Annotated in this window: 10 protein-coding genes; 6 read left to right on the top strand and 4 right to left on the bottom strand. The window is 52.6% G+C overall.

All coding sequences use genetic code 11. From position 1 onward, the window contains the following. Nucleotides 1-12: 12 nt before the first annotated feature. Nucleotides 13-3,813, bottom strand: a complete 3,801-nt coding sequence (locus tag GJQ55_RS05155) for a nitrate reductase subunit alpha (protein WP_228346440.1) — start codon at nt 3,811-3,813, stop codon at nt 13-15. Between the two features lie 358 nt (nt 3,814-4,171). Between GJQ55_RS05155 and GJQ55_RS05150 the strand changes: the two genes are divergently transcribed. Continuing rightward, complete coding sequence (locus GJQ55_RS05150) at nt 4,172-5,962, top strand: ATP-binding protein (RefSeq protein ID WP_228346439.1); 1,791 nt, start codon at nt 4,172-4,174, stop codon at nt 5,960-5,962. 34 nt (nt 5,963-5,996) lie between these two features. On the opposite strand, the gene GJQ55_RS05145 is transcribed toward GJQ55_RS05150, so the two are convergent. After that, entirely contained in the window at nt 5,997-6,557 is a 561-nt protein-coding gene (locus GJQ55_RS05145; RefSeq protein WP_228346438.1) for a Yip1 family protein, read from the bottom strand. A 102-nt stretch (nt 6,558-6,659) separates the two neighbouring features. On the opposite strand from GJQ55_RS05145, the gene GJQ55_RS05140 reads away from it, so the two are divergent. After that, complete coding sequence (locus tag GJQ55_RS05140) at nt 6,660-7,076, top strand: MarR family winged helix-turn-helix transcriptional regulator (RefSeq protein ID WP_228346437.1); 417 nt, start codon at nt 6,660-6,662, stop codon at nt 7,074-7,076. Further along, nucleotides 7,063-8,190, top strand: coding sequence for an NnrS family protein (locus GJQ55_RS05135; protein WP_228346436.1), 1,128 nt, complete (start codon nt 7,063-7,065; stop codon nt 8,188-8,190). The genes GJQ55_RS05140 and GJQ55_RS05135 overlap by 14 nt, the downstream gene beginning before the upstream one ends. Before the next feature lie 76 nt (nt 8,191-8,266). On the opposite strand, the gene GJQ55_RS05130 is transcribed toward GJQ55_RS05135, so the two are convergent. Both GJQ55_RS05130 and GJQ55_RS05125 read right to left on the bottom strand, forming a co-directional pair. Further along, nucleotides 8,267-9,922 carry a cytochrome D1 domain-containing protein gene (locus GJQ55_RS05130; RefSeq protein ID WP_338149189.1) on the bottom strand — a complete coding sequence of 552 codons (1,656 nt, stop codon included), beginning with the start codon at nt 9,920-9,922 and terminating at the stop codon, nt 8,267-8,269. 91 nt (nt 9,923-10,013) lie between these two features. Further along, nucleotides 10,014-12,044 carry a TonB-dependent receptor plug domain-containing protein gene (locus GJQ55_RS05125; protein WP_228346435.1) on the bottom strand — a complete coding sequence of 677 codons (2,031 nt, stop codon included), beginning with the start codon at nt 12,042-12,044 and terminating at the stop codon, nt 10,014-10,016. A gap of 398 nt (nt 12,045-12,442) precedes the next feature. Between GJQ55_RS05125 and GJQ55_RS05120 the strand changes: the two genes are divergently transcribed. From GJQ55_RS05120 to GJQ55_RS05110, 3 genes are read left to right on the top strand one after another with little or no spacing between them, the layout of a single operon-like run. Continuing rightward, a complete protein-coding gene (locus GJQ55_RS05120) occupies nt 12,443-13,261 on the top strand; it encodes a CbbQ/NirQ/NorQ/GpvN family protein (RefSeq protein WP_228346434.1) in 819 nt (272 codons plus the stop codon). A gap of 30 nt (nt 13,262-13,291) precedes the next feature. Continuing rightward, nucleotides 13,292-13,738: a c-type cytochrome gene (locus GJQ55_RS05115; protein ID WP_228346433.1), complete on the top strand. Its 447-nt coding sequence runs from the start codon at nt 13,292-13,294 to the stop codon at nt 13,736-13,738. A gap of 43 nt (nt 13,739-13,781) precedes the next feature. Next, the gene (locus GJQ55_RS05110; protein ID WP_228346432.1) at nt 13,782-15,185 is read left to right on the top strand and encodes a cbb3-type cytochrome c oxidase subunit I; all 1,404 of its coding nucleotides are present in this window, start codon (nt 13,782-13,784) and stop codon (nt 15,183-15,185) included. Nucleotides 15,186-15,224 lie beyond the last annotated feature (39 nt).

The raw sequence follows: 15,224 nt of genomic DNA, 5'->3' as shown, positions 1-15,224 counted from the left end.
CTCACTCCAACCTTATTGGGTGTCCAGCCAGTCGACTTTGTTCATCTTACGAACCACCACGAATTCATCGCGGTTACAGCCGACCGTACCGTAGTAGTTAAAGCCATAGGCCTGCTGGGCATAGCCACCAATCATGTGCGTCGGTTTCATCACCGCCCGGGTAACCGAGTTGTGAATACCGCCACGGGTGCCGGTCATTTCTGAACCCGGTACGTTCACAATGCGTTCCTGTGCGTGGTACATCATGCTCATACCTTCCGGTACGCGCTGTGACACCACCGCACGGGCAGCAATGGAGCCGTTGACATTGAAGATTTCGATCCAGTCGTTATCAACAATACCGGCGGCTTTGGCATCGGTTTCACTCATCCACACAATCGGGCCACCGCGTGACAAGGTCAGCATCAGCAGGTTGTCGGAGTAGGTGCTGTGAATACCCCATTTCTGGTGCGGGGTAATCCAGTTCAGGACGATCTCTTTATTACCGTTGGGCTTTTTATTCAGCACCGGTGCCACGGTTTTCAGGTTGATCGGCGGCTTGTAAGAGCACAGCTGCTCACCGAAATCGCGCATCCATTCATGGTCCTGATAGAACTGCTGACGACCGGTAATGGTGCGCCACGGGATCATTTCATGCACGTTGGTGTAGCCGGCGTTGTACGACACATGTTCGTCTTCCAGACCGGACCAGGTGGGCGAAGAAATAATCTTGCGCGGCTGCGCCACAATGTCGCGCCAGCGGATTTTCTCTTCCTCTTTCGGCTTGGCCAGATGGGTATGGTCAAGGCCGGTAATTTCACCCAGCGCTTCCCAGGCTTTTACCGCCACATGGCCGTTGGTTTCCGGTGCCAGGGTGAGGATCATTTCACAGGCATCAATGGCGGTATCCAGCTTGGCCATACCTTTGTTGACGCCTTCGTCGGTGTGGGTGTAGTTCAGCTGACGCAGCAGTTTCACTTCGTCTTTGGTATCCCAGCTGATGCCTTTGCCACCGTTACCGATGTTTTCCAGCAGCGGGCCGATGGAGGTAAAGCGTGCGTAAGTATTCGGGTAATCCCGCTCTACCACCGTCAGGCCTGGCATGGTTTTGCCCGGAATCGCTTCACACTCACCTTTCCACCAGGCTTTTACGCCATAGGGCTGGGCCAGTTCGGCCGGGGTGTCGTGGTGCATAGGGGTGGTGACCAGATCTTTTTCCACGCCCAGATGGCCGACACAGACGCGGGAGAATTCTTTGGCAATGCCTTTAAAAATTTCCCAGTCGGAGCGGGCTTCCCACACCGGATCAATCGCCGCACTGAGCGGGTGAATGAAGGGGTGCATATCCGAGGTGTTCATATCGTCTTTTTCGTACCAGGTAGCGGTCGGCAGCACGATATCGGAATACAGACAGGTGGTGGACATACGGAAGTCCAGGGTTACCCACAGGTCAACCTTGCCTTCGGCACCATTATCCACCCATTCCACGTCCTGCGGTTTCTGGCCGCCGAACTCACCCAGGTCTTTACCCAGCAAACCATGCTTGGTGCCCAGCAAATGCTTGAGCATATATTCATGGCCTTTACCGGAAGAACCCAGCAGGTTGGAACGCCAGATAAACATATTGCGCGGGAAGTTCTGCGGATTGTCCGGCTGTTCACAGGCAAATTTCAGCTCGCCTTTCTTCAGCTGTTCAACCACATAGTCTTTTACGTCCATGCCGGCTTTGGCCGCTGCAGCAGGAATATGCAGAGGGTTGGTACCCAGTTGTGGAGCGGATGGCAACCAGCCCATGCGCTCGGCACGGCTGTTAAAGTCAATAATGCTGCCGTTCCATTTTTCTTTCGGTGCCAGCGGCGAAATCACTTCGGTCATGTTCAGTTTTTCATAGCGCCACTGACTGGAGTGGTTATAGAAAAACGAGGTGCCGTTCATATGACGCGGCGGACGTACCCAGTCCAGACCAAAGGCCAGCGGGGTCCAGCCGGTTTGCGGACGCAGTTTTTCCTGGCCCACATAGTGTGCCCAGCCACCACCGGTCTGACCGATACAGCCGCACATCATCAGCATATTGATGAGGCCGCGGTAGTTCATATCCATGTGGTACCAGTGGTTCAGCGCCGCGCCCACAATAACCATGGAACGACCACGGGTTTTGTCGGCATTACGGGCGAATTCACGGGCAACCCGGATCACATCAGCACGGTTTACGCCGGTAATCACTTCCTGCCAGGCCGGAGTGTATGGCACATTGTCATCAAAGCTGCTGGCACGGCTGCTGTCGCCGATGCCGTTATCCACACCGTAGTGTGCCAGCATCAGGTCGAATACCGTCGCTACCTGAGCGGTGCCACCGGATGCCAGCTGCACGGTTTTAACCGGTACTTTGCGCAGCTGAACTTCGTTGTGTTCGGTATGTTGGAAATACTGATATTCGTGCGGCGCACCACCAAAATACGGAAACGCCACTTCGGCAAAACCATCATTCTGGTCTTTCAGGGACAGCATCAGATCCACTTCGCCGTTGCGGTCTTTCTGCTCCAGGTTCCACTTACCTTTTTCACCCCAGCGATAACCAATGGCACCATTCGGGCTGGTTAAGCGGCCATCGTTATTAATGGCAATGGTTTTCCAGTCAGGGTTGTTATCTTCACCGAGGTTATTAACCAGATCGGCGGCGCGTAAAAACCGGCCTTGTGAGTAGGTAATTTTCCCTTGATGTTCGCCTCCTCCCTGAGGCTCACCGGCTACGCCGGCCGCCGTCGCTGCGCTCCCGCGTCCAAAATCGCTCCCGACGATTTTGTCCAGCATTACCAGCATCGGCATATCGGTGGTGCGTTTTACGTAATCGGTAAAATACGCACTCGGGTTATCGACGTGGAATTCTTTCAGAATGACATGACCGAAAGCCATCGCCAGCGCGGCGTCGGTACCCTGACGGGGTGCCAGCCAGGTATCGCCGAATTTTGAGGCTTCAGAATAGTCGGAGGTAATAACGCAGGTTTTGGTGCCCTTGTAACGCACTTCCGTCAGGAAGTGAGCGTCCGGGGTACGGGTCTGCGGAACGTTGGAACCCCATACAATAATGTAGTTGGAGTTGTACCAGTCAGCCGATTCCGGCACGTCGGTCTGCTCACCCCACACCTGCGGTGAGGCTGGCGGCAGGTCACAGTACCAGTCGTAGAAGCTTAAACAGTTACCGCCAATCAATGACAGATAACGGGCGCCGGCGGCATAAGATACCATCGACATGGCCGGAATCGGTGAGAAGCCGGTGACGCGGTCTGGGCCATAGGTTTTGGTGGTATAAACGTTGGACGCGGCAATCAGCTCGTTCACTTCATCCCAACTGGCGCGTACAAAGCCGCCCAGGCCACGACGTTCTTTGTAGCTTTTAGCCTTCACCGGATCATTAACAATGGATTCCCAGGCTTTCACCGGATCGCTGTGCTGAGCTTTGGCTTCGCGCCAGAGCTTCATCAGCTGACCACGGACTTTCGGATATTTCAGGCGGTTGGCGCTGTAGATATACCAGGAATAACTGGCGCCACGCGGACAACCACGAGGCTCATGGTTCGGCAGATCGGGACGGGTACGCGGATAATCGGTTTGCTGGGTTTCCCAGGTTACCAGACCATCCTTAACGTAGATTTTCCAGCTGCAGGAACCGGTACAGTTTACCCCGTGGGTAGACCGCACAATTTTGTCGTGCTGCCAACGCTGGCGATATCCTTGCTCCCAACTGCGGTCCTGGTCGGTGGTAGCACCATGACCATTCGCGAAGGGCTCTTTGCGCGTTTTGAAAAACCGCAGCTTTTCGAGTAGGTGACTCATAACTCACTCCTGATGTGTCCCGCAGGACCGACTGGAAACATACCGCAACAGTCTAATCAGAATGCGTTTATTAAGGACCAGTCCGGATGCCTGCGAAGCCACAGGAAAACCGGTAAAAAACGCCCAAAATACCCCCAAGGTGGTAGCACTGGATTTTTGTATCCTTCTGATTCTATTAATTTTTTTTAAAATACTTCCGTAACTAAAGGCTAAACAACCAACACCATGAAGCAAGGGGAGTAGCTAAAAGTAATCTGCCGATTTAAGAATCATTTTCAACCTGTGCAAATAGCGCATACCGGGATGCTCCGGCTACAGGTAAGATAGGCGGGTTTTCTGCTGCAAAGTGTTGGTCATCATGCGTCGCCTGTCTGTTATTACCCGCATTAATCTTGCCCTGATTGCCGTGATCGTTATGGCCATATCCACCATTATGGTGTCCTACTGGCTATCGGATCAGGCCGATAACGATGCCTACGCCATTAACGTAGCCGGCTCGCTGCGCATGCACAGTTACCGCATTATGCTGGAGCAGGATCATTATCCGGATGATGATCAGGTGATCAGCCAGATTTTTGAGAATCCGGTGATGCTGAATGTTATCGATACCGCCGGCTTAAGCAGCCTGTTTGCTCAGTTAAACGACGACTGGATCGAGCTGCACCGGGTTATACACCTTGCTGATAATACCCAGGCGCAGAAAGTAATTTTCCTGAATCAGTTTGTCAGCCGTATTAATGAACTGGTGCTGAGCATTCAGCAGCATGCTGAAAGTAAAATCCGCACTTTACGGTTATTTCAGATACTGGCTTTTTTTATTACCGTTGCCTTGTCAGCCATTGTTATGTACTGGATTCACCGGCGTTTTACCCAACCGCTGAATGATCTGATCAATACCGCCCGGCAAATCAGCCGGGGGGATTTCAGCTGCAATATTGCGGTTAACGACGATGATGACGAACTGGGCTTACTGTCGCGCTCTTTTGAGCGCATGTGCAAAGCCATCGCCTATATGTACGAATCGCTGGAAGCCCAGGTGGAAGAGAAAACCACCGAACTGCGCAACAGCAATAAGACCCTGGCCTTTCTGTACAACATTGCCCGCCGCATCACGACCCACGAAATTAACCGCAATGATTTCAGCAACATCGTACAGAGCTTAAGTGATATTACCGGTCTGACCGATATTGAACTCTGCCTGCTGACGGAAAATGGTGATATCCCCTACCTGCAGATTAATGGCAATAAACATGCTGACATCGACTGTCAGCAACGTGACTGCCGCGAATGCATGCACAGTGACAAGCATTTCGATAACGAACTGCACTACCCGGTTATCCGGGAAAATATTGAACATGGTGTAATTGTTATCCGCAACCCGCCGGCTCATCTGGAAGCCTGGCAGCACGACCTGCTGGTGTCAGTAGCCGGTATGTTTGCGATTGCCATGACCTTAAAATCAGAAGAAGAAAACATCCGCCGCATTGCACTGATGAACGAACGTAATGTGATTGCCCGGGAACTGCATGATTCACTGGCGCAGGCACTTTCTTATCTGAAAATTCAGGTCAGCCGGCTGAACCGTTCCATCGGCAAAGAAGACTACGCTTTGATGATGGATGTGTCGGCCGAACTGAAACAAGGGCTGGATTCCGCCTACCGGCAACTGCGTGAATTATTGACCACTTTCCGTCTGAAAGTGGATGGTCGCGGACTGAATGAAGCATTAATTAAAACGGTTAATCAGTTCCGTGAACAGTCCAATATGCAGATCAGCCTTAATTATCAGATTATGAATATTCCGCTGACCTCACAGGAAGAAATTCATCTGCTGCAGATTATCCGCGAAACCTGTCAGAACGCCATTCACCACTCCCGCGGCAATGCTATACGGATACAGCTGACCCGCTCAGAACACAACGAGCTGTTATTACAGGTGGAAGACAACGGTATTGGTATTGGTAATTCACCGGAAAAAACCAACCATTATGGTATGGCAATCATCAAAGAGCGCGCGGAACAACTGGGTGGCCAGATTGAAATCCGGCCGCTGGAAGAAGGTGGTACCGGAGTGTATTTCCGCTTTGTGCCCGAGAGCCTGGCAGCGGGAACAGACAACGCCGGTACAGCTGCTGAAATTACGCAATAAATATCCCGGCACGCAATGTGTGCCGGGATCAAAATCAATAGGCCCAAATAACCACCATTAATAAAACCCAGGCCAGCACGGCAGCCGACATAACCGTATAGGTGGCCGACATACTGACCACGTCATCGGCCTGGCGCCGGCATAATGACCGTATTCCGGTAAATACCAATACGCATGAGGCGACCAATCCAACGGCTGCAACCGCTGCCGTTATCTGCACAACAGGTATAAGCAATCCCAATGAAGACAACCACATGGGTACCGGTGCGAAAGCAGCAACCAGATACGCATCATGGTAACTGATGTTCAGCTTGTGCCCTTCCAGAACGGAGTGGATCAACCATCCCATAATGAAAAAACTGAGCAGTTCAGTCAGAAAAAAGGTGGTGGAAATAAAGTGCCAATTCCGGGCTGAAAAACCCTGAATAAAATCATCACCATAGTGCGTGCCGGCATAGTACAACAGCATGGCCGGCAACAAAGAAAGCGGAACCACCAGAGTCCAGGCCAGGACTGGTATCGACAGGTTCATTGCTTGCATACGTTGCCAGCCCCGGCTGGTGGTGGCTAATCCCGCTATTTGCATAATATTCATGCCCGCCTCCATATATCATATTGTGATGCTTTTTGTTTTAGCCTAACCTTCGGGTAAGCGCAAGCAATAACGCAGATATTTTCACACCGCAGGAATCCGGTTATGACTTTCCTTGATAAACAGGACTACCAACACCTTTCTGACTTTCGTTACCGGCTACGGATATTCCAGCGCCACAGTGAAGACATTTGCAAAGCCCAGGGGATCACGGCCCTGCAATACCAGTTGTTACTGCATCTGAAAGGTTTTCCCGGACGGGAATGGGCCACGATCAGTGAATTGGCCGAAAAGCTACAGGCCAAGCACCACGGTACGGTGATGCTGATAGACCGCTGTTGTGAGCAGAAATTGGTCGAACGGCGACAATCACAGGCTGACAAACGCCATACGGAAATTCATCTGCTGCCTAAAGGCGATGAAATGGTAGCCCGCATAGCCTGGCTGCACCGGCCGGAACTGGACCATTTGCAGCAGGAGTTTCCCCTGATCACCCGGAGAACGCCCCATGACAACGGTTAAATCAGCCCCGAAGAGCCACGCATTCTGGTTCTTTTTTCCGTCTGCCGCCTGGCTGGCTGCCATCTGGATTCCACTGACCTGGCTGCAATATACCCGGGGACAGATGCCGGCTTTCAGCCCGGCCGGGCACGCTCATGAAATGCTGTTTGGTTTTGTACTGGCCCTGATCGCCGGCTACACCCTTGGACAACAGCCACGACAACGGCTGATTATGCTGTGGTCGGTCTGGTTACTGGCGCGGCTACTCTGGTTAGCACTGCCGTTCTCGGTCTGGGTTTATGCCCTCAACAGTGTATTTTTTATTGGTTTAAGCATTCTTGCGGTGCCCCGTTTCCGGGCTGCCAAACAATGGCGGAATCAGATGCTGGTACCGTTACTGTTAATTCTTTGTTTAATTTTGCCCTTGTTATTTACCGCCCACCTGTTGGGTATTTTTCCTGTTGCAGACCGGCGTCAGCTGCAGCTGGCCACCCTGACCGGTTTGTTATTACTGATGGCGTATATCGGTGGCCGGATTATTTTTCCCGCCTTATCAGCCACGCTGCAACGCCAGAAAGTCCGCCTGGCTTGCGGCTTACAACCGGGCATTGAAGGCGCTCTGATTATTACCGGCCTGCTGGCTTTGCTATTGATTCTGACACCGCTTAGCCCAGTGTTCAGCGCTATTTTATTATTGCTGATGGCGGGTTTAATTCTGTTGCGTCTGCTGCGCTGGCAACCCTGGCGGATTATTCGGCGCAGCGATCTGCTGGTGTTCTTTATCGGCTATGCCTGGTTGGCGCTGGGTGGTGCAGCACTGGCAGGCGCCCTGCTGAATTGGCAACCGGATCCGGCTGCACTGCACCTGCTAACCATTGGGGCGCTGGGTATTTTATCCATCAGTGTCATGCTGAGAACCGCCTGGCAGCGGACAAAAAAATGCCCGCCACCTGGGTGGCAGGTTTGGGCAGTGGCGCTGTTATTAAGTGCCGCGGCACTGGCACGCTGGCTGGGGGTGACACAGGAATGGCAACCCGGAATGCTGGTTGCCACCCTGCTCTGGACCATCGCCTACAGCGGCTGTGCCCTGCAATTACTGTTGTTGTTGCAACAAGCACAGCAGCAAAAAGAATAAACCGGCGTTAAGCCGATAAACAGGCATAAAAAAACCGGCGCACAAGGCGCCGGTTTAGGGTGGTTAACCGAATAACTCAGTAAATATCGAACTGGGTATTTTTCACGTTGAACTTACCGGTTGGGGTAATCAGACGTTTGTCTTTGATTACTTTTTTCAGTTTCAGGGTTTTGTCATCCACCACCACGATGGCTGACGGTTCTTCCTGACCATTCCATACCGAGAACCAGACTTCATCGCCACGGGCGTTGTATTCCGGCTGCACGACACGCTTGGCGCCCTCTTTAATGCCTGACCATTCACCAATCGGCAGCACTTTGTAGCCAGCGCTGAGATTGTTGATATCAAACACGGCCACCGACTGGCTGACCTTCGGATCCGGATGGAAGGTGGTATCCAGGTACAGGTTGGTAGAGTTCGGGTGGGTCTTGATAAACAAGGAACCACCGCCCTGACCTTTCAGTGTTTCCACTACTTTCCAGGCGTGTTTCGGGTTTTTCTCCGGATCGGTACCGATCAGGGAAATGGTTTCATCACCCAGGTGGCTGGTCGCCCAGACCGGACCAAATTTCGGGTGCGTGAAGTTTGCGCCACGACCCGGGTGCGGGATTTTACCCACTTCCACCAGAGCGGCCATTTTCCGTTCTTTCGAGTCAATAACGGCAATCTTGTTGGAGTTATTGGCTGCGGTCATAAAGTAGCGGTGAGTTACGTCCCAGCCACCATCATGCAGGAACGGCGCAGTACCGATAGTAGTGGTGGTCAGGTTATTAATGTCTTCGTAATTCACCAGCATCACTTTGCCGGTTTCTTTTACGTTAACAATAAATTCCGGGTGCTCGTGTGACGCAATAATGGCAGCCACACGCGGTTCCGGGTGGTATTCCTGATTGTCTACGGTCATACCACGGGTCGATTCAATGCGCAGCGGCTCCAGTGTTTCACCATCCATAATGGTGTACTGGGGCGGCCAGTAAGCACCGGCAATGGCGTATTTATCTTCATAGCCTTTGTATTTGGACGTTTCTACCGAGCGGGCTTCAATACCCACTTTAATTTCGGCTACGCGGGCCGGCTCTTTCATCCACAGGTCAATCATATCGATGCGCGCATCACGACCGATGACCAGCAGGTAACGACCAGAAGCAGACATACGTGAAATGTGAACGGCGTAACCGGTTTCAATGGTTTTCACAATTTTATGGGTGTCGCCATCGATCAGGGCAATTTTACCGTCGTCACGCAGGGTTACGGAGAACAGGTTGGCCAGATTCAGCTTGTTCATCTGTTTTTTCGGACGGTCTTCCGGCTTCACCAGTACCTTCCAGGATTTGCGCATGTCTTCCATGCCCCACTCCGGCGGTGTTGGTGGTTCGTGCATGATGTATTTAGCCATCAGGGTCACTTCTTCCGGAGTGAACTGACCGGAAGAACCCCAGTTCGGCATACCAGCCGGCGAGCCGTAACCAATTAAAGCTTCCAGATAGGCCTGGCCACGTTCCTGGGTAATATCCGGGGTCAGCGGCTTACCGGTGGCGCCTTTACGCAACACACCGTGACAGCCGGCGCAGCGCTGGAAATAAATTTCCTTGGCTTTTTCAAATTCGGCTTCGGTTAAATCCGGTGCGCCTGGTGAACGCACCACTTTCAGACTGGCCGGATCAATAGTGGATGCTTCTCCCTGATAAGCCGCAGCGGCATTTTCCGGGTTCGGCACGGCCTGTACAGCCATGCTGATTGCCGCAGCGGCAATCCATAGTGGATGTTTTAAATATTTCATGATTGTTCCTCTCTTGCTTCACAGCTCCAACATGATTGGCCGATCAGAAACGCCAGGACACTTCCATATCCAGCGCCCGCTCAGCGGCCGGTAATTCTTCAGGATTGCGGTAACTTCTGTTGGTTAAGTTACTCAGTGCCAGCGTGACATTCAGGTGCTGATCTGGCTGGTACTGAATACTGATATTCGGCGTCACGTAGGTAGTGGTTTCCTCCAGAACCGGAGCACCTGAGGCGTCATAGGACAGATATTCTGAATGCCCATAACTGCGTAAAAACAGATCCATATTCAGATTGGGAGACAAGCTCCATTCCACCCCCGCACGGGCACGATAAATCGGCAAACCACTTTTCCAGGTACTGTTGCCGGGGGCATAAATCAGCTCGCGTTTTTGTGCGCTCAGGTTGATGTAGGGACGTAGCGCATCAATCTGATACGCCAGGGTCAACTCAAGACCATAGGTTTTCGCTTCACTGACGTTAATCCAGCGGAACAGACGGGTACTGCTGCTATAAGTACCGGTGTATTCAGCCGGTGCAGTAGTAAGGGGTTCTTTATCAATAAAGTTGTCGGAATCGACAAAATAGAGCGTGGCATCCAGCGTCAGGTTACGGTTATCTACCCGGTAACCCAGCTCATAGGTGGTGGATTCTTCAGGCTGCAAATCCGGATTGCCGAAATTCATTACCCGATTGCCCGGAGTGGCTGAAAATTGCTGAGTAACACTGGGATAGGTATAGCCCTGGGCAATATTGGCACGTACTGCGCTGCTGTCCGACAACTGCCATACCAGCCCCAGAGACCCCAGCAACTGATCATCGTCCTGATCGGTAAGCGACCTTACCGTGCTGCGTTTTAACTCAGATTCCATCTGGTAAAAACGCGCACCGATATTGAGTTCAAGGTTATCGAGAATACCGACCTGCTGCTGTACAAAGGCTGACCAGAAACTCTGTTCGGCGACCTGAAATGAAGGTGTCTGTGGAACCGAATTTTTGACTTCATATTTATCCGCATCCAGCTCATCCGACTGATACTCAATACCCAGCACGGTATTATTGCCATTTAACCACTGACTGGTGGTGGTCAGCTGCAGGCCCTGAGTGGTCAGGTCGTCATAAGAAGTGGACGTTGTAAAAGAAACCGAAGGAAAAGGAATACGACTGGTATTAACCATCTCCCGCTTACCTTCGTGATGATAAACACGGGCTTCAACACGCTGAAACAGGGCGTCTGCATTTTCGTACAGATAGCTCAGTGAGTTGCGGTTGGTCTCACGCTCCGGAAACGTCAGGGTAAACACCATGGGCGGCGTGGGTTCAAACCAGGTATCGGCCGCCTGGCGGAAATAATCCCCCTGCCAGGCAATGCGGTGCAGGCCAAAGCGGTAACCCAGCTCAGCAGACACGGATTTATTGTCAGAGTCGGAATTTTCCAGACGATCATGCGGAATACGACGATCACCATGTTCGGAGCGGCTGACCTGTAAACGATAATCGACCGACTCGGTCGCACCAAGAACCCCGGCAGAAGCACGATAACCCTGGGTTGCCGAATAGTAACCCGCGCTCAGACTCAGTTCCTGATCACCCGGCTGTACCTGACGGGTAATAATATTCACCACCCCGCCCACTGCATTACTGCCGTGTACGACGGACGCCGAACCACGCACCACTTCAATACGTTCGATCATGGCGGGATCGAGCAGCAGCGGCGTGCCGTAATTGGAATGGTCGGCCAAAGGCTGACCGTTGATTTTGATCAGCACGCGCCGGGAATTTTCACCGCGCAGCGACAACCGCTTCATGCCAGCGACATTGGAATCAACAATGGCGACACCGGGAATATCACGGAACACTTCACCAAGATCCGCCACCGGCGCACGACTGATGTGTTCCCGGTCGATCACAGTAATAGCCGCTGGTGCCAGTAAGGCCTGCTGACGATACCCGGTGGCCGACACCACCTGTAACGGCAGTGTCACACCTTCATCATTGGCCACTGCCAGCTGAGTGAACGATGCCAGCCCGGCTCCGGCCAGGGCACTGATGGCTAAAAACAGCTTATTTCTCATCCGCTTAATTCCATTCGTGTCTCGATGTGATCATGCTGGCTCAGCTGGCCGGTAAATAATACTGACGCAAATCAATTCTGTATAAAAACGTCGTTATCTGGCGTAATAATTTGATCTGGATTGGTATTTTTAATAAAAAGGTATTTTTAACCATAATCTAAGTAAAAATAACAAGCCAGTCGTTTGATACTCGCCCTTTAAAATATTTAATCTATATAAATCAAAGACTTAAATAAATATCGCCCACCCATAAAATGTCATTATCCGTATGTATAATTGACACAAAATTACCCGAACTACCACCTTATAGGTATATCAGGCTCTATACATCGGTATTTAAGACTAGCGACCATCCGGCCAGCATACGCATATAAATGCTGAATACCGGAATGCCTGTTATGAATGCTCCAGCCTCTTCACCGGTGGTATCACCGGGCCGCTATTACCAGCCGCAAGGCAGTGAGGTGGATCTTTTCCTGCACGCCAGTCAGAACCGCCTGCCGGTACTGATAAAAGGCCCGACCGGCTGCGGTAAAACCCGTTTTGTCGAGCACATGGCCGAACGCCTGCAGCGCCCGCTCTATACCGTCGCCTGCCACGATGATTTAACCGCCGCCGATCTGATTGGCCGCTTCCTTATTGGTAAAGACGGCACCTTCTGGCAGGACGGCCCGCTGACCCGGGCCGTGCGCGAAGGTGCCATCTGTTATCTGGATGAGGTGATTGAAGCGCGCAAAGACACCACGGTGGTAATTCACCCGCTCACCGATGACCGCCGCATCCTGCCGTTAGATGGCACCGGTGAACAGCTGCAGGCTGCCCCCGGTTTTATGCTGGTGATGTCGTACAACCCGGGCTACCGCAATTTAATGAAGGGGCTGAAACCCAGTACCCGCCAGCGCTTTGTCAGCATCGGCTTTGATTACCCGGATGAGATTACCGAGGCCGGCATTATTGCCCATGAATCCGGCATTAAACCGGAACAGGCACATAGCCTCAGCCGTATTGCCGCCGCCCTGCGGCAACTGCGCGATACCGACCTTGAAGAAGCACCCTCTACGCGGCTGCTGATTCATTGTGCGCACCTGATGGTCAGCGGTTTACCGGCCAATATTGCCGCCGAAGCCGCCCTGACCCAGACCTTAACGGATGAACCGGCTACCCAGGCGGCCATCCGGGATGTTATCCGCGCGCTGCTGCCGGCAGACGCTCTTTAATTTTTTACCCAACCGTGACGAGGAAAGTCTATGTCTGAACGTTTTACCAAGGGCATGGCCCGCAACATCTACTACGGCGGAGGTGCTTTTTTCTTCCTGCTGTTTGTCGCTTTGACGGTGGATACCGTCACTGTCCTGCCGAAGCGTGAAAACCGTGAGTTACTCACGGTGGAAGTCGCTCATGGCAAGGAAATCTGGGAAAAGAACAACTGTGTAGGTTGTCATTCGCTGCTGGGTGAAGGGGCTTATTTTGCCCCGGAACTGGGTAACGTATTTCCGCGCCGTGGCATGAACGATGAAGCCATTTTCAAAGCCTATTTTTCCGCCTGGATGAAGGCTATGCCAACCGGAGTAGAAGGCCGCCGACAAATGCCGCAGTTTAATCTGAGCGAAAAAGAACTGAACGATCTGGCGGAATTCCTGATCTGGACATCACGCATCGATACCAACGACTGGCCGCCAAATATCGAAGGCTGATGCAGACATTCCCCGGTTATTTTTTTATTAAGGACACACCATCATGAAATATCAAAGCCAGGCGGTTGCCAAACCGTACTTTGCCTTTGCCATGTTGCTGTTCATCGGTCAGATCGTGTTTGGTCTGGTGTTGGGCGCGCAGTATGTCGTGGGCGATTTTATGTTCCCCGAAATTCCCTTTAACGTTGCCCGTATGGTGCACACCAACCTGCTGATTGTATGGCTGTTGTGCGGTTTTATGGGCGCTACCTACTACCTGGTGCCGGAAGAAACCCAGTGCGAGCTGTACAGCCCGAAACTGGCGTGGATTCTGTTCTGGGCCTATGCCATTGCCGGCACCTTAACCATCATTGGTTATCTGGCCGTGCCTTACGCCACACTGGCGGAAATCACCTATAACGACATTCTGCCGACCATGGGCCGGGAATTCCTGGAACAACCCACTATTACCAAAGTGGGCATTGCCGTAGTGGTGGTGGGTTTTATTTTCAACATTCTGATGACCATTCTGCGCGGTCGTAAAACTGTTATTAACATGGTGCTGATCACCGGCCTGATTGGCCTGGCCGTGTTCTGGCTGTTCTCCTTCTACAACCCGTCTTCCCTGACGCTGGATAAGTACTTCTGGTGGTGGGTTGTGCACCTGTGGGTGGAAGGCGTGTGGGAGCTGATTATGGGTTCTATCCTGGCCTTTGTACTGATCAAAACCACCGGTGTTGACCGTGAAGTGGTAGAGAAATGGCTGTACCTGATTATTGCCATGGCACTGATCAGCGGCATCCTTGGTACCGGCCACCACTACTTCTTTATCGGGGCGCCCGAATACTGGCTGTGGATTGGCTCAGTCTTCTCGGCGATCGAACCGCTGCCGTTCTTTATGATGATGGTATTTGCCTTCAGCATGATCAAACAGCGTCGTCGTGAACACCCGAACAAAGCCGCGGTGGCCTGGGCGGCCGGCTGCACCATTATGGCGTTCCTGGGCGCCGGCGTATGGGGCTTCCTGCACACCCTGGCCCCGGTTAACTACTACACCCACGGTTCACAAATTACCGCGGCCCACGGCCACCTGGCCTTCTTCGGTGCCTACGTCATGATTGTGCTGGCGATTATTTCCTACGCCTGGCCGCAGATGAAAGGCCGCCTGAGCAACAGCCCACAAGCGCAGAAAGTCGAAATTGCGTCGATCTGGGTGATGTGTATTGCCATGCTGGCCATTACCCTGCTGCTGACCGCCGCCGGTGTGGTGCAGGTGATGCAACAGCGCATGCCGGCCGATGGCATCGCCTTGGGCTACATGGCCACTCAGGACGTTATTATGCCGATCTACTGGGCGCGTCTGTGGTGTGGTGTGGCCTTTGGTGTTGGTGTACTGATGTATCTGTACAGCTTTGTTGTCGCCAATCGTACGCACGACCAGGCCCCGCCGCTGCCGGCTAAAGCCTGATGAAACCGCCGCTGCCTGCGGGCAGCGGCTACCGGAGTA

The sequence above is a fragment of the Venatoribacter cucullus genome (assembly GCF_016132445.1).
GTDB classification, from domain to species: domain Bacteria; phylum Pseudomonadota; class Gammaproteobacteria; order Pseudomonadales; family Oceanobacteraceae; genus Venatoribacter; species Venatoribacter cucullus.
The sequence above is the reverse complement of the archived record's forward strand: the minus strand, read 5'-3'. Positions and strand labels throughout refer to the sequence as shown.

Bases quoted from the DNA above. Each gene is read 5' to 3' on its own strand.
- GJQ55_RS05155 (WP_228346440.1), bottom strand. From the start codon at position 3,813: ATGAGTCACCTACTCGAAAAGCTGCGGTTTTTCAAAACGCGCAAAGAG.
- GJQ55_RS05150 (WP_228346439.1), top strand. From the start codon at position 4,172: ATGCGTCGCCTGTCTGTTATTACCCGCATTAATCTTGCCCTGATTGCC.
- GJQ55_RS05145 (WP_228346438.1), bottom strand. From the start codon at position 6,557: ATGAATATTATGCAAATAGCGGGATTAGCCACCACCAGCCGGGGCTGG.
- GJQ55_RS05140 (WP_228346437.1), top strand. From the start codon at position 6,660: ATGACTTTCCTTGATAAACAGGACTACCAACACCTTTCTGACTTTCGT.
- GJQ55_RS05135 (WP_228346436.1), top strand. From the start codon at position 7,063: ATGACAACGGTTAAATCAGCCCCGAAGAGCCACGCATTCTGGTTCTTT.
- GJQ55_RS05130 (WP_338149189.1), bottom strand. From the start codon at position 9,922: ATGGCTGTACAGGCCGTGCCGAACCCGGAAAATGCCGCTGCGGCTTAT.
- GJQ55_RS05125 (WP_228346435.1), bottom strand. From the start codon at position 12,044: ATGAGAAATAAGCTGTTTTTAGCCATCAGTGCCCTGGCCGGAGCCGGG.
- GJQ55_RS05120 (WP_228346434.1), top strand. From the start codon at position 12,443: ATGAATGCTCCAGCCTCTTCACCGGTGGTATCACCGGGCCGCTATTAC.
- GJQ55_RS05115 (WP_228346433.1), top strand. From the start codon at position 13,292: ATGTCTGAACGTTTTACCAAGGGCATGGCCCGCAACATCTACTACGGC.
- GJQ55_RS05110 (WP_228346432.1), top strand. From the start codon at position 13,782: ATGAAATATCAAAGCCAGGCGGTTGCCAAACCGTACTTTGCCTTTGCC.